Raw genomic sequence first — 25,197 nt, forward strand, 5'->3', positions numbered from 1 at the left:
CCTTTGTGCGGCAATGCCACGCACCATCGGCTCGCAGCGCAGTCCCTGTCACTTTAGTACAGCCAGGCGGCCCTCGCGCGCGCCATGCGCCCCATTTTGCGCCGATTCCGCGGCCCTTGCCGGGGCGCCGCGCCAGCGTTCAGAACAGCGAACCTTGTTGCGGAGCCTGCGGCGCCAGGCGCTCGGCGGGAATCCATTCGCCATCGGCAGTCGCCACGCCCGCTTCGACCCGCTTGCCCGGGAACATCGGCGCGATCGCCGCCGCGTAGCGGCCCAGCTGCGCGCGATAGGCGGCGTGTTCCTGCGGCAGCAGGCGCAGCTTGTAGTCGATCACGACGACGCGATCGTCGAATTCCACCAGCCGGTCGATACGCAGCAGCCGGCCGCGCGCGTCGTACAGCTCGACCTCGTTGCGCGCGCTGCGCGCTTCCCCGGCGGCCAGCAGCGGTGCCAGCGCCGGCGCGCGCAGCATCGCCGCCACTGCTGCCAGCGCCTCTTCCACTTGTTGCCGCCAGGCTTCCCGTGCCGCCGCGGTGTGCGCGCCGGTCAGCGGGAACCAGCGCAAGACCGTATCGATCGCCGGCACGCCGGCAAAGGCTTCGGGATAGCGCGTCAGGCGTTCCAGCAGCGCATGCACCAGTTCGCCATGGCGCGCCGCGGCGGCGTTGAAGACGATGCCGTCGGACGCATCGTCGGCCTGGGCATCGTCTTGCGCGACGGCGGGCTCGCGCCGGTCATCGATGGCGTCGCGGTAGCGCAGCCGGAAGTCGGTGAAGCGCACCGGCTCGCTCAGCCGCGCGGGAAGCGATGCCTGCGCATCGGCCGCATTGTCCTGGGCCTCGGGATAGGACGGCACCATCTCGCCAACGCCCGCGGCCTGCAGCCGCACATACCAGCTGCCGGCGATCTCGGCGTTGCCTTCGCCGGCACTGTTGCGGCTGGCGCGGCCCTTGACGCCGCTGACCAGCAGGCCCTGCTGCGCGCGCGTCATCGCCACGTACAGCAGGTTCCAGTTCTCGCGCTCGCCCAGCGCCGCCTCGGCTTCGAACAGCGGCGCACGCGCCAGCCCGCGCTCGCTGCGCTTGCCGTACGCGGAGAAATGCCGCGGCACCGGCGACGACGGCGGCCAGTCGACCAGGATGCCGCCCTTGTCGGCGGCGGGCTCGCTGTGGTTGGCGTCGAGCAGCACCACGAACGGCGCCTCCAGTCCCTTGGCGGCATGCACGGTCAGGATATGGACCGCGTCGAGGCCGGCGTAGGCGGGATCGTCGTCGGCCGGCTCGAGGTCTTCGGCAAGCTCGCCCATGCCGCCTTCGTCCGGGCTTTCGGCTTCGTCGCCGCGGCGGATTTCCTGCAGCTCGTCGATAAACTTCGGCAGGCTCGGATAGCGCCCGCCATCGAGGTCCAGCGACAGCTTCAGGAAGGCATCGAGGTTGGCCAGCACCTGTTCGCGGATATCCGGCGGCGCGGCCTCGGCGTAGCGGCGCCGCACTTCGCCGCCGTGGAAGATCTGGTCGATCAGGTCGTGCACCGGCTGCTGCGGCGCGATGCGCAGCCACTGCCGCAGCCGCGGCACGCCCTCGCGCAGCGCGTCGGAAGCGTGCGCCGGCAGGCCGCCGGCCTCGATGCGCGCCCACCAGCCGCCCTCGCCCTCCATTTGCGCGAGGGCCAGCAAGTCATCGTCGCTCGCGCCCACCAGCGGGCTCTTCAAGACGTGCGCCAGGTCCAGGTCCGACTCGGGCGTCATCAGGAACGCCAGCAGCGCCGACAGGTCGAGCGCCTCGAGCGTGGCCAGCAGGCCGCCGCGGCGCGGGCTCAGGCATGGGATGCCGGCCTCGCGCAGGGCGCGTTCGTAGTCGGCCAGATGGGTCTTGCGACGCACCAGCAGGTGCATGTCGCTCCAGCGCGCGGGGCGCTGCGTGTTGCCTTCGTGCACCGGCACGGTATCGCGCAGCAGCCGCAGCCACGCCGCCACGCGCCGCCCTTCTTCCAGCCGCAGCGAGTCGCCGGCCTGCCGGCGCGGCTGCAGCAGCGTGTCGCGATGCGCCGGCGCGGCTTCGGCCTGCTCGTCATCGGCGCCCTGCTGCGCGCTGTCGCCGGCCTCATCGGGCTCCACCAGCGGCAGCAGCCACACCGGCCCGCCGCAGCCGCCCAGCGCCGTGGTCTGGGTAGAGAACAGCGGATAGCGGCCCTCGGCGCGCGCGCCGTCGAACACGGCGTTGACCCAGTCGAGCACTTCGGCGCGGTTGCGCCGGGTCCGGTTGGTGCGCAGCACGGTGGCGCCGAACGCGTCGCGCAGCATCTCGCCGGCGGCGCCGAAGAGCCGGGCATCGGCGCGCCGGAAACGGTAGATCGATTGCTTGGGATCGCCCACCAGGAACACCGTCGGGCGCTCGCCCAGCCCCGCATAGCCGGCCAGCCAGCCCTGCAGGATGCGCCATTGCAGCGGGTTGGTATCCTGGAACTCGTCGAGCAGCAGGTGGCGGTAGCGCGCATCGAGCCGCACCTGCAGGTAGGTGGCGGTCTGCTCGTCCGACATCAGCCGCGCGGCCTGCCATTCGAGGTCGGCGAAGTCCATCGCGCGCTGTGCGTCCTTGTGCCGCTGGTAGCGCGTCAGCAGCGCATCGCCGATGCAGAACAGGGCCCGGTTGATCGCCAGCACCGCGGCTTCGCAGCAGCGCGCGCTGATCTCGTCGAGCATCGCGCAGATCGCGGCATGCTGGTCCAGCAGCGCATCGACCATGCCTTCGCCGCCCGCGGCCCTGGCCAGTGCCGCGGTGCGCCGCAGCGAGCGCGGCCCGCCGGTGGTGGTGAAGAACGCGGCGCGCAGCTGCGCGAACACCCGTGCGGCGGGCTTGCCGGGCGCGGCGCCGGCCGCGCGCCAGTCGGCGATCGCCATCAGCGCCTCGGTGATGCGGCCGGCGTGGGCCTGCTCGCTCTTGCCGGCCGCGCCCAGCCGCGCCGCGAGCGCTTCGCAGGCATCGCGCCAGCCCTCGTCGGACAGCGCCTGCAGCAGCACGTCGCCCTGCGCATCCTCGCCCAGGCAGTCGGACAGCGCCTGCAGCGGGTCGCCGCCCTCCTGCATCGCCCACCATTCGCTGCGGGCATGGAACATCGCGTCGAGCAGCGCGCGCGCCTGGAAGTCGCCGACGGTATCGACCAGCGTTTCCCACGCGGCGCGCAGCTCGGCGTAGGCCGGCGTGGCCAGCGCGCGCCACACCGGCGCCCAGGCCTCGCGCTTCATGCGCAGCGCATCTTCGCGCAGCGACGCGCCCGGCACGATGCCCGAGGCCAGCGGCGCGCCGCGCAGCAGCGTGCCGAACCAGCCGTGGAAGGTGTCGATGGCCATGCGGCCCGGTGCCGCCAGCACCTGCGCATGCAGGCGGCGCGCGCGCGGCAGCGCCTCGCGCGCGGCGTCGGGCGCGAGGCCGCGCTGCACCAGTGCGGCAATGACGTCGTCGTCGCTGTCGCGCGCCAGTTGCGCCAGCACCTCGAGCAGCCGGTCGCGCATTTCTTCGGCGGCCTTGCGCGTAAAGGTGATCGCCAGGATTTCATGCGGCGCCGCGCCGGCCAGCAGCAGGCGCACCAGCCGCGCCACCAGCAGCCAGGTCTTGCCGCTGCCGGCGCAGGCTTCGACCACCACCGAGCGCGCCGGGTCGCATGCGGCGCGCGTGAATTCGGCCTCGGAAACCGGCGCGCCATCGCGCTGGTAGGGCTGGACCTCGTGCAGATCGTCAGGCGTCATGATGTCAGCGCCGGCACGGCGGTGGAGTCCCAGAAGCCCTTGCGGCACAGGCCGCGGGCGGTGCAATACACGCAGGCCGAGGCATCGCCGAAGGCCGGCAGCCTGGCGCCCTGGCGCAGCCGCATCACGTCGTCGCGCATCTGGCGCTCCAGCCAGGTAACCGCGGCCTCGAAGTCAGGCAGGCCGACCTCGCGCTGCGCCGCCGGCGCGCCCTCGCGCGCGCCTTCCAGCGCGACCCAGCTGCCGGCCGCGGCGTCGGCGCGCAGCAGGCCGTAGAACGGCAGCTGGCAGTCTTCGCCGACCTCGGCCAGCTTGCGCTTCAGGCGCGTGGCGCTCTGGGTCTTGTAGTCGAGCACGGCATGCGCGCCGCCAGGGCCCTGGTCGAGACGGTCGATGCGCCCGGTCAGGCGCAGCGGCTGGCCGTCCGGCATCGGCAGGTCGATGCCGGCGTCGAGCTCGCCGCCGCGCCAGAACCAGCCCTCGGCCTCGCGCGCGGACTGCCACGCGACATACGACGGCAGCACCTCGCGCCAGCGCCGGTAGTAGGCAATGGCGTTGCCATCCTCGGCCATCAGCGCGCCGAACACCTCGTCGGATATCCCGCTCAGGCGCGCCAGGCGCTGGTCCTCGGACAGCGTCTCGCCGCGCTCGCGCCGCGCCTGCAGGTCCTTGTGGTAGGTCAGCAGCACGCGGTGCAGGGTCTCGCCGATCTCGCGCTTTTCGAGCTCGTCGCTGACCGTCTCCAGCCCGGCCAGGCCCAGCATGCGCCCGGCGAAGAACTGGTAGGGGCAGCGGCGCAGCATGTTGTACGCCTGCGCGCTCCAGCGCTGCGGCACCAGCGCGGGCTCGGCCGCGGGGGCCGGCATGCCGCGCACGTCGGCGAAGGTCTGGTGCGCCTGCGGCGCGGCGGCGGCTTCGATGCTGACCCCGGCGCGCGCGCAGCACGCCGCCAGCCGCTCGATCCAGCCCGACACGTGGTGCGGCTCGCCTCGGCTGCCGTAGCGCTGCCAGGTCAGCACCACGTCGTCGTTGTTGAGCAGCACCTCGGCCAGGTCGCGCGCCTGCTGCGCAAAGCGCGCCTCGCGGTCTTCCAGGTCCAGCTCGCGCCGCATCTGGTTGGAGAAGAACATCAGCTCGGCGGCGCTGGACGGCAGCTGGGCGTCATCGCAGCCGACGATCACCACGCCCTCGAAGCGCCGCATGCGCGCGCCGTTCAGCGGCAGGATGGTGATGCGCGCGGATCCGCTGGCCGAGGGCTCCTTGTAGGCCACCGATTCCAGCAGCGCCGACAGCATCGCGCGGAACTCGCCCTGCGACAGCGTGGCATGGCCGCCGGTCTCGTCGCGCGGCAGTTCCTGCAGCCGCGCCAGCGCATCGAGCAGCTGGCTGCCGGCATCGTCGGCGGCCAGCGCGGCGCGCATGCCGAGGCGATCGAGCATGCCGTCGAGCCGCTCCAGCCAGGTTGCCAGCGGATGCTGCGCAAGGCCGCGCGGCCAGCGTTCGGCCTCGTCGGCCAGCAAGCCGATCAGGCCATGGGCCGCGCGGCGCGGCGCCTGCCCGGCATCGTCATCATCGCCCGTGGCGTGCGGCGCGCTGGCCGGCGCGGGCGCGAACAACTGGCGCAGCCGCGCCCAGCCGCCGGTAATGCCTTCGCGCCGCACCTGGCGCTCGAGCAGCGCGATGGCGGCGCCGCGCGCGGCCACGCCGGGCAGGCAGAACGGGCTCTTGAGCAGGTCGAGCAGCGCCGCGGTATCGCCGTCGCGCACCAGCAGGTCGAACCAGCGCATCAGCGCGGCGGCCGCGCGCGTGGTGGAAAGCTTCCAGCCGGTCTCGTCGCGCACCGGCGCACCCGCGCGCGCCAGCAGTGCGCGCGCGCGGCGTGCCACCACGCGGTCGTGCGCGACCAGCGCCACCTGGCGGCGGCCTTCATTGAGCCACTGCACCAGCTGCGCGGCCGCGGCGGCGGCCTCGTCCTCGAAGCGCGCGCAGCCGACCACGCGCACCGACGGGCGCTGCGGCGGCAGTTCCGGCATCGCCGGCGGCGGCGCCAGGGCTGCGGCGTCGGCATCGTCGGCAATGCGGGCTTCCGGCCACAACGCCAGCAGCGCCTGGTACCAGCCGGCATCGCCCTGATCCTGGCCGGACCAGTCGTAGCCGACCTGAAGCACCGGCACCAGCTCGGCGGCATCGCGCAGGAACGCGGCCTCGAGCGGCGTGGGCGGCGTCGGCGCAATCCACACCACCGGGCCGCGCAGCTGCTGGGACAGTTCGCGCAGCGCGCGGCGCTTCGCCGGCAGCGGATCGTCGGGCCCGGACAGCGCCTGCCAGAACGCCAGCACGATGCGCGCCTCTTCGCCCAAAAAACGCTCCGACAGATGCGAATAGGTCCGCGCCAGCGCGCCCTGCAGCAGGCCGGCGCGATCGTCGCCGTCGATTTCGTCGTCGTCGCGGATGGCGGCGTCTTCGAGCCAGCGCGCGCTGAGCTCGTCGCAGATCGCCAGCAGCGTCTGCGACAAACCCCATGCCGCGGTTTCGTTCTGGGCGCCGAACGCCCGGCGCAGCCAGTCCTGGCCGCGCACCGCCTGCTGCACCGCGAGCAGGCGCGCGGCCGGGCTGCGCACCGGCGCGCCCTCGGGCGGCAGGTCGAGCAGCCAGTGGCCCAGCGTCAGCACGCGCGGCAAGAGCCGTGGCTGCCCGCCGGCACGCGCGGCGGCGTCCAGCGCCTGGCGTACGCCCGGAATCTGCGCGGCGGTCGGCACGACCACGTGCGCCTGCGCCTCGGGCGCGCCGCAGCGGTCGAGGAAATACCAGGCAGCCGTGGCCGCCTGCTCGAGAAAATCAGGGCCGGGGCGAAAACTGAGCGACGTCATGGGCCGTCATTGAGGCGTTGGCCGCAAGGCTGCGGCAACGGCGTCGGGTTGGAACGAATCAGGAAGCAACGAGAGCAACAATGACGCGGCGCCGCCAGCCGGCGCGTCCGGCGGCGGCGGGCACCGCGGTACGGGGACAGGCCGTGCCGCTTCAGTCGGAACCGCCTTCCAGGCGGGCGCGGATTTCGCGCGCGGTCTCGAGCAGCCCTTCGTAGCCCGAGCGCGCGTGCTCGGGCAAGTCCGGGTCGCCCACCAGCGTGCCGAGCGTTTCGATGATGCTGTAGACCAGCCCGCGCGCGGCGCCGCTGGCGATGCTGTTGGTCTCCACGGCGCTGCTGAGATGGTCCAGCGCATCGCTCAGGTGGTCGACGTCCGGCGCCTGGCCGGACTCGGGCTGCGAAGGCTTGTGGGGATCGGTGTTCATGTCGATGACCTAGTCAGGGGCGCAGGGTGGCGTGAATGGTGCGCCGCGAGCTGCCCGTCGGGCGCCGTGCGAACCGCTTCTATTCTACGCGCAGGCTGTACGCATCCGGCACTGCGGCGCGCATAAGTGCATTCTATGACACCCATCCGCCACCGGCGCCGCGATAAGGCAAAGCTCTCGCCGTCATTGAAAATAAGCATTTCAATGAATCAAACCTTTGCACCAGAATGACGGCATTGTTTGCGGACCCTTGTGCAGGGAGTTGCCGCGGCCTTGCCGGAGGTGCCGGGGGCCGGTCTTGAATATCGGCAAACTGGTAACATATCGGCAGCACCGGGCGCGGCAGCGGCCTCCACCGCCTGCTTCAGGGGGAATGGGGCGGCCCGACGGGTCCGCGCAATCTCGTGTAAGGTAACGGCTCGGCCGTCCAGCCTTCAACATAAACAGAGCGAAACCAGAGGTTTTCCGCCATGAGCGAACAAATCAAGTATGTGAGCGACGCCTCGTTCGACGCTGACGTCCTCCAGTCCGACAAGCCCGTCCTGCTCGATTTCTGGGCGGAATGGTGCGGCCCCTGCAAGATGATCGCGCCGATCCTGGATGAAGTCGCCAAGGACTACGGTGACAAGCTGCAGATCGCCAAGATCAATGTCGATGAGAACCAGCAGGTGCCGGCCAAGTTCGGCATCCGCGGCATCCCGACGCTGATCCTGTTCAAGAACGGCGCGGTCGCGGCCCAGAAGGTCGGCGCGCTGTCCAAGTCGCAACTGACTGCCTTCCTCGACGGCAACCTGTAAGCTGCGCGCCGGGACCCGACCCACGGTCCCGGTTTCGTCACGATCCGACGTGCGTGCGCCACACCCTGGCGCGCCGGTCGGATTGTGCTAAGATGCCACCAACAACTCCCCGAGCGTTCGCTCATTTTCTCCCCCTTCCATTAGGTCTCGCCCGTCCGGGCCCATCTGTACCCCTCGTCTATGCACCTGACAGAACTCAAATCGCTTCACGTGTCTGCGCTTCTCGAAATGGCGGCTACGCTCGAGATCGACAACGCACAACGGATGCGCAAACAGGAACTGATGTTTGCGATCCTGAAGAAGCGCGCCAAGATGGGCGAAACCATCTACGGAGACGGCACCCTGGAAGTCCTGCCTGACGGCTTCGGTTTCCTGCGCTCGCCCGAGACCTCCTACCTGGCCAGCACCGACGACATCTACATCAGCCCGTCGCAGATCCGCCGCTTCAACCTGCACACCGGCGATTCGATCGAGGGCGAGGTACGCACGCCCAAGGACGGCGAGCGCTATTTCGCGCTGGTGAAGGTGGACAAGGTCAACGGCCAGGCGCCCGAAGCGGTCAAGAACCGCATCATGTTCGAGAACCTGACGCCGCTGCACCCGAACCGGCCGCTCACGCTCGAACGCGACATCAAGGCGGAAGAGAACATCACCGGCCGCATCATCGACATGATCGCGCCGATCGGCCGCGGCCAGCGCGCGCTGCTGGTGGCGTCGCCCAAGTCGGGCAAGACCGTGATGCTGCAACACATTGCACACGCGATCGCCAACAATCATCCGGAAGCCGACCTGTTCGTGCTGCTGATCGACGAGCGCCCGGAAGAAGTGACCGAGATGCAGCGCTCGGTGCGCGGCGAAGTGGTCGCGTCCACCTTCGACGAACCCGCCATCCGTCACGTGCAGGTGGCGGAAATGGTGATCGAGAAAGCCAAGCGCCTGGTCGAGCTGAAGCGCGACGTGGTGATCCTGCTGGACTCCATCACCCGCCTGGCGCGCGCCTACAACACGGTGGTGCCGGCCTCGGGCAAGGTGCTGACCGGCGGTGTCGACGCCAACGCGCTGCAGCGCCCGAAGCGCTTCTTCGGCGCCGCGCGTAACCTTGAAGAAGGCGGTTCGCTGACCATCATCGCCACCGCGCTGATCGAGACCGGCAGCCGCATGGACGACGTGATCTACGAAGAGTTCAAGGGCACCGGCAATATGGAAGTGCACCTGGAACGCCGCCTGGCCGAAAAGCGCGTCTATCCGTCGATCAACCTGAACAAGTCCGGCACGCGCCGCGAAGAACTGCTGATAAAGCCGGACATCCTGCAGAAGATCTGGGTGCTGCGCAAATTCATCTCCGACATGGACGAAGTGCAGGCGATGGAATTCATCATGGACAAGATGAAGGCCACCAAGAACAACGCAGAGTTTTTCGATATGATGCGCCGAGGCGGCTGAGCCTCGCTGCGGCCGTGCCGCAACGCAGACAGGAAGGCGTGCCGCGGCACGCCTTTTTTGTTTTTTCGACCATGTCATGCTGGGCAAACTGACCACCTTCCTGCGCTCGCGCTCCCGCGCCCGCAAGCTCGAGCACTACGCCATCCCCGACGCGCTCTGGACGCGCACCGTGGCCACGCTGCCGTTCGTGCAGCGCTACGGCAGCGCCGATCTTGCCGCGCTGCGCGAGCTGGCCACGCTGTTCATCGCCGAGAAGGAATACTCGACCGCGCACGACCTGCCGCTGGCCGACGACATGGTGGCCAGCGTCGCGGTGCAGGCCTGCGTGCCGATCCTGAAGCTGGGACTGCCGTGGTACCGCGGCTGGCATGGCATCGTGCTCTACCCGGGCGAGTTCATCATCCGCCGGACCGTGCAGGACGAGATCGGCCTGGTCCACGGGGTGGTCGAGGAAGCCAGCGGCGAAGCGTGGGAGCACGGCCCGGTGATCCTGTCCTGGCCCGACGTGCACAGCCCCGGCGCGGGCCTCGACAGCGATCATGCCCTGCCGGCGGACACCTACAACGTGGTCATCCACGAATTCGCCCACAAGCTCGACATGCTCGACGGCGAGCCCGACGGCGTGCCGGCGTTCTCGCGCGTGCTGCATCCGGACATCGACGCCGAAGCCTGGGCCGAAACCTTCCTGACCGAATACGACCGCTTCGCCGAAGCCTGGGATGCGCGCGACGAGGCCGACTGGGAGCACCCGGAGCGGCTGCCCGCGGCGCTGCGCGTCATCGACCCCTATGGCAGCGAGGCGCCCAGCGAGTTCTTTGCCGTGACGTCGGAGGCGTTTTTTGTCGAGCCGGTCGGACTGGCGCGGCACTGGCCGGTGGTTTACCAGTCGCTGGCGGCGTTTTATCGGCAGGATCCCGCCGCGATGTGAAACAGACGCCTCTTTTTCGGCGCATCACTTTGTTGGGCCGATGCCCCCGTACGCCCTTCCCCAAGTATTTGTTTTTCTGCCATAATCCCGGTTTGCCCGTAATCGGCAAGTGGTTCGTTCGTCGCCGCGCCATACCTTCTCCGCTTCTGGCGGAGCACCGCGGATGGCAACGGACTGGCTACCCAACCAGAAAGGACTCATCATGAAAGAAGGCATTCACCCGAATTACCGCGAAGTCGTGTTCCAGGACATGTCCAGCGACTTCAGCTTCATCACCCGCTCGACCATCCAGACCAAGGACACGATCGTGAAGGACGGCAAGGAATACCCGCTGGCCAAGATCGAAGTCTCGTCGGAATCGCACCCGTTCTACACCGGCACCCAGAAGATCATGGACACCGCCGGCCGCGTGGAAAAGTTCCGCCAGAAGTTCGGCAACAAGCTGGGCAAGGCTGCGAAGTAATCGCTTTCAGCGACCCCGCGTCGCGCCTGCCGCGGACAAGCTCCGGGCGCGCGCGAACCAGCACAGAGGCAGCATCGGCTGCCTCTTTGCTTTTGTGCCGGAGCGGTTGGCCGGCACGGCCCGCCATCGGGATTTACCCCCACATTTCGTGAGGCTTCCACGCCATGCCACGGCCACGCGGCCGCCGCATGCGCGATACTGTGGCCTTCGCGCCATGGGCCACGGCCCGACCTGAGCATCGATGCGTCAAGCCAACACCTCACCCGTCCAGCTGACCGCAGCCGCCACCGGCGCCCTGCCGCGCGCGCTGCTGCTGGCCATCTGCATCATCTACGGCCTGGTCGGCCTGTTCGGACGCGACCCGTGGAAGAACGAGGACGCCGCGGGCTTCGGCGTGATGTGGCAGTTGGCCACCGGCAGCACGCACGACTGGCTGATGCCGAACATCGTCGGCCGCCCGTACAGCGAGGACGGCCCGCTGGTGTTCTGGATCGGCGCGCTGATGATCCGCGGCTTCGGCGGCTGGCTGGGCGCGACCGACGCGGCGCGGCTGGCGACGGCGCTGTTCTTCTTCGCGACCTGCGCCTGCATCTGGTACACCACCTACCTGCTGGGCCGGCGCGATGAAGTCCAGCCCTTTGCCTATGCCTTCGGCGGCCAGCCCAATGCGCGCGACTACGGCCGCACGCTGGCCGACGGCGCTCTGCTGATTTTCCTGGCTTGCGTCGGCCTGGCCATGCGCGTGCACGAGACCACGCCGCAGGTCGGCCAGGTCGCGTTTATCGCGCTGGCGCTGTACGGCCTGGTGCGCGGCCTCGACAAGCCCACCCAGGGCAGCCTGATCTATGGCGCCGCGCTGGGCGGCCTGACGCTGGCCAGCGGGCCGCTGCTGGCGCTGGCGCTGCTGCTCGGCACCGCGGTCTGCGCGCTGGTGTGCAAGCCGCTGCCGTGGCGCCGGCTTGCCGTGGTCGCGATTCCGCTGGCACTGCTGATCGTGGCCGCATGGCTGGCAGCCGCGTATTTCGGCGCGGCCGACCGCAACGAGGCGGTCACGTTTATCCGCGAATGGTCGCGCTATGACCGCCGCAGCTACGGCTCGCCCAATATGGCGACGTTCGGCTTCAACATGCGCAACCTGTTCCTGTACACGTGGCCGGTGTGGCCGATCGCGGGCTGGGCCTGGATTGCCTGGACCGGCATGCGCCGGGCGCCCCATGTGGCGGCGCCGCTGGCGCTGCTGTTGCCGGTGCTGGTGCTGCTGTTCCTGCAGCGCAGCGCCGGCGACGTGCAGTTCATCCTGCTGCTGCCGCCGATGGCAGTGCTGGCCGCCTTTGCGCTGCCGACGCTGGCGCGCGGCGTGATCAACGCTATCGACTGGTTCGCGCTGCTGTTCTTCACCATCTTCGGCGGCACGGTCTGGTTTATGTGGATCGCCAAGACCACCGGCTGGCCGCCGCGCATCGCGCGCAACGTGTTCCGGCAGTTGCCGGGCTACCAGCATGAATTCACCATCGCCGCGGTGGTGTTCGCGCTGGCGGCGACGGTGGCATGGGTGTTGATCGTGCGCTGGCGCCTGTCGCGCGCGCCCAAGCAGATCTGGCGTCCGGTGGTGATTTCCGCGGCTGGCACCACCCTGATGTGGGTGATGGCGATGACGCTGTGGCTGCCGTCGATCAACTACGGCAAGACCTATCGCGACGTGGCCCAGGCGGCGTCGATGGCGCTGCCGCCGGCCTACCAGTGCGTGCAGCCGATTCGCATGGGCGATGCGCAGCTGGCGTCGTTCGCGTACTTCGGCCATATCCGCTTTGGCGGGCCCAACGACGGCTGCGACGTGCTGCTGCGCCACGATTCGGTCGACTACGGAGAGCCGGGCAATATCTCGCACTTCGAGTGGCGCCTGATCTGGGAAGGCAGGCGCCCGGCGGACCGCGACGAGCGCTTCCGCATGTATCGCCTGGTCGATACCGCGCGCGCCGCCCACCCGCGCCCGGACCTGCCGCGGCGCCGCCTGCCGCGCCAGCCCTGAGCCATCGCTGCCGCTTTCCGTGATCCGCCGGTAGCCGCCCCACCCGCTACACCGCAGCGCCTGACGCGCCCAAGCACCATTCCGGCCGCAGGCGGCTGCGGGGCTGGATTCCAGCCCGCCCCTGCCTGCAGAGCCCTGAATGACACTGTTCCAAGATCTTCGCCGCATTGCTGCCCTGGCCGCTCCCGTGCTGGCCGGGCAACTCGCCGTGATCGCCTTCGGCGTGATCGATACCGTGATGGCCGGACGCGCGTCCGCCACCGACCTCGCCGCGGTGGGGCTGGGCGGGTCGATCTACGTGACCATCTATATCAGCCTGATGGGCGTGCTGCAGGCGCTGTCGCCGATCGCCGGGCAGCTCTACGGCGCCGGCCGCCTCGAAGCCATCGGCGCGGAAGTGCGGCAGGCCGCCTGGCTGGGCGCGGCGCTGGCGCTGCCGGGCGTGCTGCTGCTGGCGTTTCCCGGCCTGCTGCTGGCCTTCGCCAAGGCGCCGCCGGAACTGGTCGAGAAGGCCACCGCCTACCTGCATTTCGGCGCCTTCGGCTTGCCGGCGGCACTGGCCTTCCGCATCTACTCGGCGCTGAACAATGCGCTGTCCCGGCCGATCATGGTGACGGTGCTGCAGGTCGGCGGGCTGGCGCTGAAGGTGCCGCTCAATGCCTGGTTCATCCACGGCGGCCTGGGCGTGCCGGCGATGGGCGGTCCCGGCTGCGGCCTGGCCTCGACGCTGATCAGCTGGACCTGGTGCATCGCCGGCGTGCTGATCCTGCGCTATGGCAGCGCCTATCATCCGCTGCGCATCTTCGGCACCTGGAGCTGGCCCGCCGCCGCGCCACTGCGCGCGCTGTTGCGCCTGGGGGTGCCGATGGGGCTGACCTACCTGATCGAGATCACCTCGTTCACGCTGATGTCGATCTTCATCACGCGCCTGGGCACGGTGACGCTCGCCGGCCACCAGATCATCGCCAACCTGGGCGCGGTGGCCTACATGCTGCCGCTGTCGCTGGGGATTGCCACCTCGACGCTGGTGGCGCAGCATCTCGGCGCGCGCGACCGGGCCGGCGCCAGCCGCCTGGCCTGGCGCGGCATCCGCATGGCAGTGGTGCTTGCGGTGCTGACCGGCGCCGTGCTGTGGCTGCTGCGCAAGCCGGTGCTGGACGCCTATGCCAGCGATCCCGCGGTGGTCGCCGCGGCGCTGCCGCTGGTGCTGTTCGTCGCGTTCTACCAGGCCTTCGACGCGGTCCAGGTGATGACGGCGTTTATCCTGCGCGCGTACAAGATCGCGCTGATCCCGACCGTGATCTACGCCGGCTCGCTGTGGGGCATCGGCCTCGGCGGCGGCTATGTGCTGGGTTTTGGCCTGATCGACGGCATGCCGGCCTTCACGCATGGTGCCAGCGGCTTCTGGCTGGCCAACAGCATCAGCCTGGCGCTGGCGGGGGTGCTGCTGGTGCGGTATTTCAGCCGGGTCAGCAAGGATCTGGAAAGCTGAAACGCGAAAAGAAAAAAGCCCGCTTGCGCGGGCTTTTGAATTGGCGGAGTGGACGGGACTCGAACCCGCGACCCCCGGCGTGACAGGCCGGTATTCTAACCGACTGAACTACCACTCCTTAGTCGGCTGCCGCCTCAAGCTTGCACTTGAGGCGACATGCTGGACGTCTGATTACGCCCTGCTGTTATGGCGTCCCCTAGGGGATTCGAACCCCTGTACTCACCGTGAAAGGGTGATGTCCTAGGCCTCTAGACGAAGGGGACAGAAACTTGTTCTTCAACGCGTTTTCTGTCTTGCGCTGGAAAGTCCGCCACTATAGCAGGCTTTTTCGCGCTTGGGAAGCTTCTTTTCAGACACTTCCCGGATCCTGGTGGAGCTAAGCGGGATCGAACCGCTGACCTCTTGCATGCCATGCAAGCGCTCTCCCAGCTGAGCTATAGCCCCGTATCCGATACTCTGGACGGTTACTGCTGGATTCTTCTGCCGCCGCCGCTTGCGCAGCGTTTGCAGCGAAGACAGGATTATATAGCGTCTTTCGCAACGAATGCAACATTTTTTATTGCATTTACCGCGATTCACAACATAATCCCTCATCCAAAGAAAAACCCGCATGGTGGATACACCATGCGGGCTTAGTTTTGGCGGAGTGGACGGGACTCGAACCCGCGACCCCCGGCGTGACAGGCCGGTATTCTAACCGACTGAACTACCACTCCTTAGTCGGCTGCCACCTCAAGCTTGCACTTGAGGCGACATGCTGGACGTCTGATTACGCCCTGCTGTTATGGCGTCCCCTAGGGGATTCGAACCCCTGTACTCACCGTGAAAGGGTGATGTCCTAGGCCTCTAGACGAAGGGGACAGAAACTTGTCTTTCAACACGTTCCGTCTGGCATCAACCGAAACTGCAGAGTTGACACCTGAATCTTGGTGGAGCTAAGCGGGATCGAACCGCTGACCTCTTGCATGCCATGCAAGCGCTCTCCCAGCTGAGCTATAGCCCCATGGTACTTCTCTTTACTGCCACTTGCTGCGTTTTCGCTTGAATTAACTACCGTTTCAAGCGAAGCCAAGATTATATATCAACCATTAATCTTTGCAAGTTCCCGATTCAGCTTTTTTCGCCTGCTCTGCACTTCAATAATCCATTCAGAGTAGACGTGGATCCTTGCGGATCCGCCGGCTCGCTTGGTCGTAGACCGCGCTGCAGGGAGAACGAGATTATGCGCAAGTCCGTGCCGAAGCGCAAGCCCCGGCACGGATTTTTTTGCGGCGTTTCAGGCTGCCGCAGCCAGGCGGCGCAGCACTGTGTCGCGGCCGAACAGTTCCAGCACCGCGTCGATGCTGGGCGTCTGCAGCTGGCCCGCCACCAGCAGGCGCACCGGCATGGCCAGCTTGGGCATCTTCAGTCCGAATTCGGCCAGCACGGCCTTGAACGCGGCGCTGATCTCTTCGCGGGTCCAGACGGGCAGCGCGGCCAGCCGGGTCGACAGCGCGGCCAGCGCCGGCTGGATTTCCGGCGTCAGGTGTTCGGCCTTGAGCGCGGCATCGGCCTGCGGCTCGCCGCGATAGAACAGCAGCGCGGCCTGCGCGACTTCCTTCAGCGTGTTGGCGCGGTCCTTCACCAGCGCGATCACGCCGACGAGGTCCGCCCCTTCCACCTTGCCGCCCAGCGCCTCGATAAAGGGCTGCGTCAGCTTGGCCAGGCGCTGGTTGTCGCCGGCCTTGATGTAGTGGTTGTTGAGCCAGGCCAGCTTTTCGGGGTTGTACTGGGCGGGCGACTTGCCCAGGTGTTCCAGGTCGAACCATTCGACGAACTGCTCGCGCGAGAAGATCTCGGCATCGCCATGGGCCCAGCCCAGCCGCGCCAGGTAGTTCAGCACCGCCTCCGGCAGGTAGCCCTCGTCGCGGTAGCCGGTGACGCTCATTGCGCCATGGCGCTTGCTCATCTTCTCGCCCTGCTCGTTGAGCACGGTCGGCAGGTGGGCATAGACCGGGGGCGTGCCACCCAGCGCGCGGATGATGTTGATCTGGCGCGGCGTGTTGTTGACGTGGTCGTCGCCGCGGATCACGTGCGTGATCCGCATGTCGAGGTCGTCCACCACCACGCAGAAGTTGTAGGTGGGCGTGCCGTCGGGGCGCGCGATCACCAGGTCGTCGAGCTCGTCGTTGGCAATCTCGATGCGGCCCTTGACCGCGTCGTCCCACACCACGCTGCCGCCGATGGGGTTCTTGAAGCGGATCACCGGATCCACGCCGGCCGGCGGCTCGGGCAGCACCTTGCCCGGCTCCGGCCGCCAGAAGCCGTTGTAGCGCGGCTTCTCGCCGCGCTCGCGCTGGGCGTCGCGCAGCGCATCGAGTTCCGCCGTGCTCATGTAGCAGCGGTAGGCCAGCCCGGCCTCGACCATCTGCGCCACCACCTCGCGATAGCGGTCCATGCGCTGCATCTGGTAGAACGGCCCTTCGTCGATATCCAGTTCCAGCCAGGCCATGCTTTCGAGGATCACGTCGACGGCTTCCTGCGACGAGCGCTCGACGTCGGTGTCCTCGATGCGCAGGATGAAGTCGCCCTGCATGCGGCGGGCAAAGGCCCAGGGATAGAGCGCGGAGCGGATGTTGCCGAGATGGATGAAGCCGGTCGGGCTCGGCGCAAAGCGGGTGCGGACGCGTTGGGTCATGGTCAGGGGAAAAACAAGAAAGCCCGCGCGCGGCGGCGCGCAGGCTGGTGTATGTGCGGGCCCTGCATTATACCAACGCGTATTCGCTGGCCTCGCCTCGCCCGAGCCGCTGCGCGCACCGGCGGCGCGCGGAATCATTTATGCTTGCGCCGGTCTGAGGTGTGGCCGGCAGCCAGGCCCGAGCGATGCGAACGTGAATCGAAAAGCACCCGCATCACATCGCCGCCGCCCGGCCCCACCTTGCTTCCGATTCCCCGCTGCATGCAACGACGTCATTTTCTCGGCATTCCCGCGGCCGCCCTGCTGGCGGGCTGCGCCTTCGGCCCGCGCCCGGCGCCGCCGGTCGCGGCCACGCCGCCCTCGCCGCCCTCCCCGCGGCCCATCAAGATCGGCCTGGCGCTGGGCGGCGGCGCGGCGCGCGGTTTTGCCCATATCGGCGTGATCAAGGCGCTCGAGGCGCAGGGCATCCACGCCGACCTGGTCACCGGCACCAGCGCCGGCGCAGTGGTGGCGGCGCTGTACGCGAGCGGGCTCAATGGTTTCCAGCTGAACAAGCTGGCCCTGACCATGGACGAGGCCGCGATCGCCGACTGGGCACTGCCGTTCGGCACCCGCTTCGGCGGCTGGCTCAAGGGCGAGGCCCTGCAGAACTACATCAACCGGCTGGTGCAGAATCGCCCCATCGAAGCGATGAAGCTGCCGCTGGGCATCGTCGCCACCGACCTCAAGAGCGGCGAGAAGATCCTGTTCCGGCGCGGCAACACGGGCCAGGCCGTGCGCGCTTCGAGCAGCGTGCCGGGCGTATTCCAGCCGGTCTCGATCCAGGAGCATGATTATGTCGACGGCGGCCTGGTCGAGCCGGTGCCGGTCGATTCCGCCCGCGGCATGGGCGCGGACTTTGTCATTGCGGTCAATATCTCGGCCGACCCGTCGGCGCAGCAGCACGCCGGCCAGAGCGGCGTGCTGCTGCAGACCACCGCGATCATGGGCCAGTCGATCAACCGGATGGCGCTGGCGCGCGCCGACGTGGTGATCCGGCCCGAACTGCCCGATATGGGCGGCAGCGATTTCAACGCGCGCAACCGCGCCGTGCTGGCCGGCGAGCAGGCCACCGCGGCCGTCATGGCAACGCTGCGCCAGCGGCTGGAACAAGCCCGGCTGGCGCCGGCGGGCAAGGTCGCGGCGCAGTAGCCACGCCGGCACCATTCGACAAAACAAAAGGGACTGCCGCGGCAGTCCCTTTTGGTATGAAGCGTCGCAGCGCTCAGCCGCCGTACATCGACGCGCGCGCGGCCTTGGGGTCGTAGCGCTTGAGCGTCTCGACCATGTCGCCGAGGCCCTCGGCACCGCGCTCCTTGCCTTCATCGATGCGGCGGGCGCCGTTGTAGCGGGTCACCCAGTAAGCCGCGCGCATGTCGTCGACCCGGATCTTGCTGCCGGTGGACGGTGCGTGCACGAACTTGTTGTCGCCGATATAGATGCCGACATGCGAGAAGGTCTGGCGCATGGTGTTGAAGAACACCAGGTCGCCCGGACGCAGGTCGCTGGTCGCCACGGTGGTGCCGACGCGGCTGATTTCGACGGAGCGGCGCGGCAGCATGAAGCCGAAGGTGTCATGGAACACGTAGCGGACGAAGCCGCTGCAATCGAGGCCGGATTCGGGCGTGTTGCCGCCGAAGCGGTAACGCACGCCGATCAGGCCCAGCGCATTCATGACCAGGTCGCCGGCCTTGCTGGCAACGTTGCTGGTGGAATTCACCACCGACGACAGCAAGCCGCGCTTGCCTTCCGGATGCGAATCCATGGCCGGGGCCGCGGATTCGATACGGGTGTCGGCATCCTTGAACACCGTATCCGCCAGCACTCCATTCGACACAGTCGCACCGCAGGCAAGGGCAAATCCGACGGCGGCGCGCGCCAGGGAATGAAGCACCGATCGCTGCATTGGTTCTCCTGTTGATCGTTCCAAAGCAAGCCCCGGCACAAGGTCCGGGGCGGCTGGGTATTGAGCGGATGTCGCGCGAACGTTTCAACGACGTCGGGCGATCATCTTGTGAACTACGGGGGCTGAACCTACGCAACCTTCGCGCCAGGCCTTCGTGCCGGCCGCCGCACCGCGGTTGTGCGCGGCGTGCGCAAATGCGCCGGACGCACCACCCCCAAAACTAGTTCTGGCGGGATGGTAAAGGGTTGTCATTCACATGTCAAAGTTCGTTACAAATTCGGCGGATTTGGCTTCCGAATCAACGATATAGACCGGTTTTCGCATCTTCTTTATCGGATTAATCCCATGATTCGATGCTAGCCGGCGCGGCCATCCACCATCGCCGCATCGCAACAGAAAGCCCCGCCAGTCAGGCGGCACCGACCTGCGCCGCCGCCATCAGCTTGCGCGTATACGGATGCTGCGGTGCGCCCAGCACCGCTTCGGTGTCGCCGGCCTCGACCACCTCGCCAGCCTTCATCACGATGACCCGGTGCGCCATGGCCCGGATCACCGCCAGGTCATGGCTGATAAACAGGTAGCTGAGGTTGTACTTGTGCTGCAGCTGGGACAGCAGTGCCAGCACCTGCTGCTGGATCGACACGTCCAGCGCCGAGGTGGGCTCGTCCAGCACCAGCACCTGCGGCTTGAGGATCAGCACGCGGGCGATGGCAATGCGCTGGCGCTGCCCGCCCGAGAACTCATGCGGATAGCGGCCCAGCGCGGTGCGGTCCAGCCCGACCTCGCGCAGCGCCTCGATCACGCGCTGGCGCAAGGCCTCGCGCGACAGCCCGGGCTGGTGCAGCGCCAGCCCTTCGCCGACGATCTGCTCGATGGTCATGCGCGGCGCCAGCGAGCCGAACGGGTCCTGGAACACCACCTGCATGCGCGCGCGCAGCTTGCGGCGGTCGTCGCGGGTGGCGGTGTCGAAGCTGCGGCCCAGGAAATGGATGGTGCCCGCGCTCTTGCGCTGCAGCGCCAGCACGGTATGCGCGAGCGTGGTCTTGCCGGAGCCGGACTCGCCCACGATGCCGAGGGTCTCGCCCTCGCGCAGCTGGAAGTCGACATCCTTGACCGCAGCGAACTGGTCCTTGCCGAACCACCCTGCCAGGCCGCGGCGCTTGCGCGCATAGCTGACGCCCAGCTTGCGCGCCTCCAGCAACACCGGCGCCAGCGGCACCAGCGGCAGCACCTCGCGCCGCGGGCGGCTGTCGATCAGCTTGCGGGTATAGGGGTGCTGGGGCGAGGCGAACACGCTGGCGGTGTCGCCGGTCTCGACCAGCACGCCCTTCTCCATCACGCCCACGCGCTGGGCAAAGGAGCGCACCAGGTTGAGGTCATGGGTGATCAGCATCACCGCCATGCCGAACTCGGCCTGCAGGTCGCGCAGCAGGTCCATGATCTGGGCGCGGATGGTCACGTCCAGCGCCGTGGTCGGCTCGTCGGCCAGCAGCAGCTTGGGCCGGCACGCCAGCGCCATGGCGATCATGGCGCGCTGGCGCTGGCCGCCGGAGAGCTGGTGCGGAAAGCTGTCGAAACGGTGCGCGGCATCGCTGATGCCGGTGCGCTCCAGCAATGCGATGGCGCGCTCGCGCGCGGCGCGGCGGTCCAGGCCCTCGTGCAGCGCCAGGGTCTCGACGATCTGGTTGCCGATGGTGTAGAGCGGGTTCAGCGCGGTCATCGGCTCCTGGAAGATCATCGCGATCTCGGCACCGCGAATCGCGCGCATCTCACGGTCGGAGACCTCCAGCAGGTTCTTGCCCTCGAAGCGGATCGCGCCGTCGTAGTAGGCGTCCTCGACCAGCCGCAGCATGGCCAGCGCCGTCACGGTCTTGCCCGAGCCCGACTCGCCGACCAGCGCATAGCGCTCGCCGGCGCGCAGGTCGAAGCTGACCTCGCGCACCGCGCGGGTGGCATGCTCGCCATGGCCGAAGGTGACGGACAGCTTGTCCACGCACATCAGCGTGGTTCCGGGCGCGGGCATCGGCGCGGCCGCCGCGTCTGGCAGCATCACTTGCGACACCGCGGTCATGGCGCAGCCTCCGGAGCCGCCCCGGTGGGCGCGCCCGCCGGGACCTTGGGTTCGACCCGGCCGCGCAGCGCGGCCAGGCCCAGCCGGGTATCGAAGGCATCGCGCAGCGCGTCGCCCATGAAGGTCAGCAGCAGCAGCGTCACCACCAGCACCGCGAAGGTCGACAGCGAGATCCACCACGCATCGAGGTTGGCCTTGCCCTGCGCCAGCAGCTCGCCCAGGCTCGGCGTGGTGGGCGGCACGCCCAGGCCGAGGAAGTCCAGGCTGGTCAGCGCGAGGATTGCCGCGCTCATGCGGAACGGCAGGAAGGTGATCACCGGGGTCAGACTGTTGGGCAGGATATGGCGCCACATGATCTGCACGTTGGACAGTCCCAGCGCGCGCGCGGCCTTGACATAGTCGAGCGAACGGTTGCGGTAGAACTCGGCGCGCACGTAGTCGGACAGGCCCATCCAGCCGAACAGCGACAGCAGGATGATCAGCAGCGCCAGGCTGGGCTCGAAGATCGACGCGAAGATGATCAGCAGGTACAGCTCGGGCATCGAGCTCCAGATCTCGATGGCGCGTTGCGAGAACAGGTCGAAGCGCCCGCCGAAGAAGCCCATCAGCGCGCCGGTCAGCGTGCCGACCAGCACCCCGATCACGGTCAGCGCCAGCGCGAACAGCACCGACACGCGGAAGCCGTACAGCAGCCGCGCCAGCACATCGCGGCCGCGGTCGTCGGTGCCGAGCCAGTTCTCGGCCGAGGGCGGCGCCGGGTTGGGTTCCTTGGCGAAGTAGTTGAGCGAGTCGTACGAATAGCGGTTCAGCGGAAACACCGCGAAATTGCCGTCGGTGGTGATGCGGTCGCGGATATACGGGTCCAGGTAGTCGGCCGGCGTGGCGAAATCGCCGTCGAAGGCGGTTTCGGGATAGACCTTGACGATGGGGAAATACCATTCGCCCTTGTAGTGCACCACCAGCGGCCGGTTGCTCGACAGCAGTTCGGCACCCAGGCTGAGCACGAAGATGACGACGAAGATCACCAGGCTCCAGTAGCCGCGCCGGTTGCGGCGAAAACGCTGCCAGGCGCGCTGGCGCGGCGAAGGCGAATGCGGCAGCCCGTTGGGCGCCGCGTGCGAGAACGGTTTCATCGGTGCAAGCCCTCGAAATGGATGCGCGGGTCCACCAGCACGTAGCAGACGTCGGAGATCAAACGCGTGACCAGCCCGATCAGCGTGAACAGGTAGAGCGTGCCCAGCACCACCGGATAGTCGCGCCGCAGCACCGCCTCATACGACAGCAAACCCAGCCCGTCGAGCGAGAACAGCGTCTCGATCAGCAGCGAGCCGGTGAAGAAGGCGCCGATGAACGCCGCCGGGAAACCGGTCACCAGCGGGATCAGGGCGTTGCGGAACACGTGCTTCCACAGCACGCGGCGCTCGCCCAGGCCCTTGGCGCGCGCGGTCAGCACGTACTGCTTGCGGATTTCCTCGAGGAAGGCGTTCTTGGTCAGCATGGTCACCACCGCGAAGCTGCCCACCACCGACGCCGTGATCGGCAGCACCAGGTGCCACAGGTAGTCCATCACCTTGCCCATCAGCGACAGCTGCTCCCAGTTGTCGGAAGTCAGTCCGCGCAGCGGGAACCATTGCACGAAGGTGCCGCCGCCGAACAGCACCAGCAGCAGCACGCCCAGCACGAAGCCGGGAATGGCGTAGCCGACCAGCACGATGATGCTGGTCACCACGTCGAAGCGGCTGCCCGCCCGGATCGCCTTGGAGATGCCGAGCGGCACCGATATCAGGTAGGTCAGGAAGAAGGTCCACAGGCCCAGGCTGACCGACACCGGCAGCTTGGACTTGACCAGCTCCCACACGCTGCGGTGCTGGAAATAGCTCTGCCCCAGGTCGAACTGCGCGAAGCGCTTGAGCATCAGGAAGTAGCGCTCCAGCGGCGGCTTGTCGAAGCCGTACAGGGCCTGGATCTCCTTGATCTTGTCGGGGTCGACGCCGCGCCGCCCGCGGTATTCGGCGCCGCCGCCGCTGGCTTCGCCAGCGCCGCCGCGCCCTTTCAGCTCCATCATCATCTGTTCGACCGGGCCGCCCGGCACGAACTGGATCACGACGAAGGTCAGCGTGATGACCCCGACCAGCGTCGGGATCATCAGCAGGATGCGCTTGAGCAGATAAGCAAGCATGGGGGCCCTCTCTTTCTTTGTCCGCGCTGAACGCGTCAGCGCCCGGGTGCCTCAGCGGGCTTGCGCCTGCACGTCGGTACGCCACCAGTGGCTCAGGATCCAGCCTTCTGCCGTGTAGTAATACGGAAGCCGCTCCGGATAGGCCAGCGTCTTGCGGTAGGCAACCCGGTGCGAGGCGCTGTACCAGTTCGGCACGATGTAGTAGCCGTGCATCAGCACCCGGTCCAGCGCGCGGCCGGCGGTGACCAGTTCCTCGCGGGTATGGGCGTGCAGCACGTTGTCCACCAGCTTGTCGACCACCGGCGACTTCAGCCCGAACAGGTTGTCCGAGCCGGGCGTGCCCGCGGCCTCGCTGGAGAAGCGGTCGCGCAGCTCGTTGCCCGGGCTCTGCGAATCGGGGAAGCGGATCGACACCATGTCGAAGTCGAAGTCTTCCAGCCGCTTCTGGTACAGCGCGAAATCGGTGGTGCGCTGGTGCACCTGGATGCCGAGCTTCTCGAGATTGCGCACGTAGGTGGTGATCACCCGGCTCATGGCGCCGCCGTCGTCGAGGAACTCGAACACCAGCGGCTCGCCCCTGGCGTTGCGCAGCGCGCCGTCGGTATAGGTCCAGCCGGCCTGGGCCAGCAGGCGCCGCGCCAGGCGCAGGTTGTCGCGCAACGAGCGCGGCGGCGCGGTGCTGGGCTGGACCACGTCGGGGCCGAAGACTTCAGGCGGCAGCTGCGCGCGCAGCGGTTCGAGCAGCGCCAGCTCGCCCGGGCCGGGACGGCCGTCGAAGGTGGCGCTGGCCGACAGCTCGCTGTTGGAGAACCAGCTGTCCAGGCGCTTGTAGGCGCCGTAGAACAGCTGACGGTTGAGCCATTCGAAATCCAGCGCAAGGATCAGCGCCTGGCGTACGCGCACGTCCTGGAACACCGGCTTGCGCAGGTTCATCACATAGCCCTGCATGCCGGCGCCGTTGCGGTGCGGGAACTCGGTCTTGAGCAGCTCGCCGTTGCGAAAGCGCGTGCCCTGGTAGCTCTTGGCCCAGTTCTTGGCCTTGTATTCGACGATGGCGTCGAACTCGCCGGCCTTGAAGGCCTCGAGCCGGGCGGTCTCGTCCTTGTACAGGCGATAGACCACGCGCGAGAAATTGAAGGTGCCGCGGCGCACCGCGAGGTCCTTGCCCCAGTACTTCGGGTCGCGCTTGAAGACGATGCCGCGGCCGGCGTCGAAGCGCTCGATCAGGTAGGGGCCGCTGGTGACAGGCGGCTCGAAGGTCAGCTTCTCGAACGGGACCTTGGCGGTCCACTTGCGCGAGAACACCGGCAGCGAGCCGACGATCAGCGGCAGCTCGCGGTTGCGCTGCTTGAAGTCGAAGCGCACGGAGCGCTCGCCGGTCACGACCACCGCCTTCACGTCGGTGCACATGCTGCGATAGCCCGGGCTCGAGGCCTTGCTCATCAGCATGTCGTAGGAATACTTGACGTCCGAGGCCAGCACCGGATCGCCATTCGAAAAGCGCGCCTGCGGGCGGATCGTGAATGTGACCGACAACTCGTCGGGCGCCACCGTGACGTCCTCGGCCAGCAGGCCATAGGCGCTGGCGCTTTCGTCGGCGCTGCTGATCAGCAGCGACTCGAACATCAGCGCGTTCAGCCCCGGGGCCGAGGTGCCCTTTAGCGTGAACGGATTGAACTTGTCGAAACTGGTACGCCGGTCAGGATTGGCCAGCGTCAGCGTGCCGCCGACGGGCGCATTGGGATTGGCGTAGTCGAAGTGCGAGAAATTTGCCGGGTACTTGAGGTCCCCATGCAGCGCAAAGCCATGCGCCGCCCATGCCGGATCAGAAAAGAGCGAGACCCCCGCCGCCAGCATCAACGCCAGCTTCATTGCCGCCCAACCACGCAGTACTGCATCCCGCCGGAAGCACTGCCATGCCGCCTGAAGCGGCCAACGTGCTTGAATAGGCATCCTGTTGGATTCCTCCACTGTCACCTGTGGGGCCCGGCGTTCTGCGGCCGGGCCAAGTATGAGACAATTTTACATGCGTCCGGGGTGGCCCCAGCCATCCGGACATTCCCTCTGCGCGGCGCAATAAAAGGGCCGCAAGACAGCCCGGCACCCGCACCGCCGCACGGCGGACGCACGAAGC

At 67.9% G+C, this 25,197-nt stretch carries 16 protein-coding genes and 6 tRNA genes; 7 read left to right on the forward strand and 15 right to left on the reverse strand.

The features are described from left to right. Positions 1–139: 139 nt before the first annotated feature. The 3 genes from CBM2594_RS10680 to CBM2594_RS10690 form a co-directional block, all read right to left on the reverse strand. Positions 140–3,745, reverse strand: coding sequence for a UvrD-helicase domain-containing protein (locus tag CBM2594_RS10680; RefSeq protein ID WP_116356805.1), 3,606 nt, complete (start codon positions 3,743–3,745; stop codon positions 140–142). Beyond that, the gene (locus CBM2594_RS10685; RefSeq protein WP_116356806.1) at positions 3,742–6,615 is read right to left on the reverse strand and encodes a PD-(D/E)XK nuclease family protein; all 2,874 of its coding nucleotides are present in this window, start codon (positions 6,613–6,615) and stop codon (positions 3,742–3,744) included. Before CBM2594_RS10685 ends, CBM2594_RS10680 begins: the two co-directional genes overlap by 4 nt. Positions 6,616–6,766: 151 nt before the next feature. Next, complete coding sequence (locus tag CBM2594_RS10690) at positions 6,767–7,039, reverse strand: hypothetical protein (RefSeq protein WP_116356807.1); 273 nt, start codon at positions 7,037–7,039, stop codon at positions 6,767–6,769. A gap of 470 nt (positions 7,040–7,509) precedes the next feature. On the opposite strand from CBM2594_RS10690, the gene trxA reads away from it, so the two are divergent. The 6 genes from trxA to CBM2594_RS10720 all read left to right on the forward strand — a co-directional run bounded on the left by trxA (position 7,510) and on the right by CBM2594_RS10720 (position 14,191). Continuing rightward, complete coding sequence (gene trxA, locus CBM2594_RS10695) at positions 7,510–7,836, forward strand: thioredoxin TrxA (protein WP_010814265.1); 327 nt, start codon at positions 7,510–7,512, stop codon at positions 7,834–7,836. A 180-nt stretch (positions 7,837–8,016) separates the two neighbouring features. Further along, positions 8,017–9,279 (forward strand): transcription termination factor Rho, encoded by a 1,263-nt coding sequence (rho, locus tag CBM2594_RS10700; protein ID WP_012353193.1) that lies wholly within the window; start codon positions 8,017–8,019, stop codon positions 9,277–9,279. 76 nt (positions 9,280–9,355) lie between these two features. Further along, the gene (locus CBM2594_RS10705) at positions 9,356–10,207 is read left to right on the forward strand and encodes a M90 family metallopeptidase (RefSeq protein WP_116356808.1); all 852 of its coding nucleotides are present in this window, start codon (positions 9,356–9,358) and stop codon (positions 10,205–10,207) included. A gap of 202 nt (positions 10,208–10,409) precedes the next feature. After that, positions 10,410–10,670, forward strand: coding sequence for a type B 50S ribosomal protein L31 (locus CBM2594_RS10710; protein ID WP_012353195.1), 261 nt, complete (start codon positions 10,410–10,412; stop codon positions 10,668–10,670). Positions 10,671–10,911: 241 nt separating this feature from the next. Beyond that, positions 10,912–12,699: an ArnT family glycosyltransferase gene (locus tag CBM2594_RS10715; protein WP_116356809.1), complete on the forward strand. Its 1,788-nt coding sequence runs from the start codon at positions 10,912–10,914 to the stop codon at positions 12,697–12,699. 139 nt (positions 12,700–12,838) lie between these two features. Beyond that, a complete protein-coding gene (locus CBM2594_RS10720) occupies positions 12,839–14,191 on the forward strand; it encodes an MATE family efflux transporter (protein ID WP_116356810.1) in 1,353 nt (450 codons plus the stop codon). Positions 14,192–14,232: 41 nt separating this feature from the next. Here the strand turns inward: CBM2594_RS10720 and CBM2594_RS10725 are convergent. The 7 genes from CBM2594_RS10725 to gltX all read right to left on the reverse strand — a co-directional run bounded on the left by CBM2594_RS10725 (position 14,233) and on the right by gltX (position 16,868). Then, positions 14,233–14,309: transfer RNA gene (locus CBM2594_RS10725), tRNA-Asp, on the reverse strand. Between the two features lie 69 nt (positions 14,310–14,378). Further along, positions 14,379–14,454, reverse strand: a tRNA-Glu gene (locus tag CBM2594_RS10730). A gap of 105 nt (positions 14,455–14,559) precedes the next feature. Further along, positions 14,560–14,635 (reverse strand) — tRNA-Ala (locus tag CBM2594_RS10735). Positions 14,636–14,830: 195 nt separating this feature from the next. Continuing rightward, a tRNA-Asp gene (locus CBM2594_RS10740) sits at positions 14,831–14,907 on the reverse strand. A gap of 69 nt (positions 14,908–14,976) precedes the next feature. Then, positions 14,977–15,052 (reverse strand) — tRNA-Glu (locus tag CBM2594_RS10745). A gap of 66 nt (positions 15,053–15,118) precedes the next feature. Next, positions 15,119–15,194 (reverse strand) — tRNA-Ala (locus CBM2594_RS10750). Between the two features lie 273 nt (positions 15,195–15,467). Further along, entirely contained in the window at positions 15,468–16,868 is a 1,401-nt protein-coding gene (gene gltX, locus CBM2594_RS10755; protein ID WP_116356811.1) for a glutamate--tRNA ligase, read from the reverse strand. A 261-nt stretch (positions 16,869–17,129) separates the two neighbouring features. Between gltX and CBM2594_RS10760 the strand changes: the two genes are divergently transcribed. After that, positions 17,130–18,059, forward strand: a complete 930-nt coding sequence (locus CBM2594_RS10760) for a patatin-like phospholipase family protein (protein ID WP_116356812.1) — start codon at positions 17,130–17,132, stop codon at positions 18,057–18,059. Between the two features lie 73 nt (positions 18,060–18,132). Here CBM2594_RS10760 and CBM2594_RS10765 read toward each other — a convergent pair whose 3' ends face one another. The 5 genes from CBM2594_RS10765 to CBM2594_RS10785 form a co-directional block, all read right to left on the reverse strand. Then, positions 18,133–18,813 carry a C40 family peptidase gene (locus CBM2594_RS10765; RefSeq protein WP_116356813.1) on the reverse strand — a complete coding sequence of 227 codons (681 nt, stop codon included), beginning with the start codon at positions 18,811–18,813 and terminating at the stop codon, positions 18,133–18,135. Positions 18,814–19,222: 409 nt separating this feature from the next. Next, entirely contained in the window at positions 19,223–20,836 is a 1,614-nt protein-coding gene (locus tag CBM2594_RS10770) for an ABC transporter ATP-binding protein (RefSeq protein ID WP_373457588.1), read from the reverse strand. Positions 20,837–20,880: 44 nt separating this feature from the next. Next, the gene (locus tag CBM2594_RS10775; RefSeq protein ID WP_116356814.1) at positions 20,881–22,017 is read right to left on the reverse strand and encodes an ABC transporter permease; all 1,137 of its coding nucleotides are present in this window, start codon (positions 22,015–22,017) and stop codon (positions 20,881–20,883) included. Beyond that, a complete protein-coding gene (locus tag CBM2594_RS10780) occupies positions 22,014–23,063 on the reverse strand; it encodes a microcin C ABC transporter permease YejB (RefSeq protein ID WP_116356815.1) in 1,050 nt (349 codons plus the stop codon). Before CBM2594_RS10780 ends, CBM2594_RS10775 begins: the two co-directional genes overlap by 4 nt. 51 nt (positions 23,064–23,114) lie before the next feature. Continuing rightward, positions 23,115–25,016: an ABC transporter substrate-binding protein gene (locus CBM2594_RS10785; RefSeq protein ID WP_116356816.1), complete on the reverse strand. Its 1,902-nt coding sequence runs from the start codon at positions 25,014–25,016 to the stop codon at positions 23,115–23,117. Positions 25,017–25,197 lie beyond the last annotated feature (181 nt).

Origin of the sequence: Cupriavidus taiwanensis (genome assembly GCF_900249755.1) — a bacterium.
GTDB classification, from domain to species: Bacteria; Pseudomonadota; Gammaproteobacteria; order Burkholderiales; family Burkholderiaceae; genus Cupriavidus; species Cupriavidus taiwanensis_D.

Bases quoted from the DNA above. Each gene is read 5' to 3' on its own strand.
- CBM2594_RS10715 (WP_116356809.1), top strand. From the start codon at position 10,912: ATGCGTCAAGCCAACACCTCACCCGTCCAGCTGACCGCAGCCGCCACC.
- CBM2594_RS10680 (WP_116356805.1), bottom strand. From the start codon at position 3,745: ATGACGCCTGACGATCTGCACGAGGTCCAGCCCTACCAGCGCGATGGC.
- gltX (WP_116356811.1), bottom strand. From the start codon at position 16,868: ATGACCCAACGCGTCCGCACCCGCTTTGCGCCGAGCCCGACCGGCTTC.
- CBM2594_RS10775 (WP_116356814.1), bottom strand. From the start codon at position 22,017: ATGAAACCGTTCTCGCACGCGGCGCCCAACGGGCTGCCGCATTCGCCT.
- CBM2594_RS10690 (WP_116356807.1), bottom strand. From the start codon at position 7,039: ATGAACACCGATCCCCACAAGCCTTCGCAGCCCGAGTCCGGCCAGGCG.
- CBM2594_RS10780 (WP_116356815.1), bottom strand. From the start codon at position 23,063: ATGCTTGCTTATCTGCTCAAGCGCATCCTGCTGATGATCCCGACGCTG.
- rho (WP_012353193.1), top strand. From the start codon at position 8,017: ATGCACCTGACAGAACTCAAATCGCTTCACGTGTCTGCGCTTCTCGAA.
- CBM2594_RS10720 (WP_116356810.1), top strand. From the start codon at position 12,839: ATGACACTGTTCCAAGATCTTCGCCGCATTGCTGCCCTGGCCGCTCCC.
- CBM2594_RS10685 (WP_116356806.1), bottom strand. From the start codon at position 6,615: ATGACGTCGCTCAGTTTTCGCCCCGGCCCTGATTTTCTCGAGCAGGCG.
- CBM2594_RS10705 (WP_116356808.1), top strand. From the start codon at position 9,356: ATGCTGGGCAAACTGACCACCTTCCTGCGCTCGCGCTCCCGCGCCCGC.
- CBM2594_RS10785 (WP_116356816.1), bottom strand. From the start codon at position 25,016: ATGCCTATTCAAGCACGTTGGCCGCTTCAGGCGGCATGGCAGTGCTTC.
- CBM2594_RS10765 (WP_116356813.1), bottom strand. From the start codon at position 18,813: ATGCAGCGATCGGTGCTTCATTCCCTGGCGCGCGCCGCCGTCGGATTT.
- CBM2594_RS10770 (WP_373457588.1), bottom strand. From the start codon at position 20,836: ATGCCCGCGCCCGGAACCACGCTGATGTGCGTGGACAAGCTGTCCGTC.
- CBM2594_RS10710 (WP_012353195.1), top strand. From the start codon at position 10,410: ATGAAAGAAGGCATTCACCCGAATTACCGCGAAGTCGTGTTCCAGGAC.
- CBM2594_RS10760 (WP_116356812.1), top strand. From the start codon at position 17,130: ATGCAACGACGTCATTTTCTCGGCATTCCCGCGGCCGCCCTGCTGGCG.
- trxA (WP_010814265.1), top strand. From the start codon at position 7,510: ATGAGCGAACAAATCAAGTATGTGAGCGACGCCTCGTTCGACGCTGAC.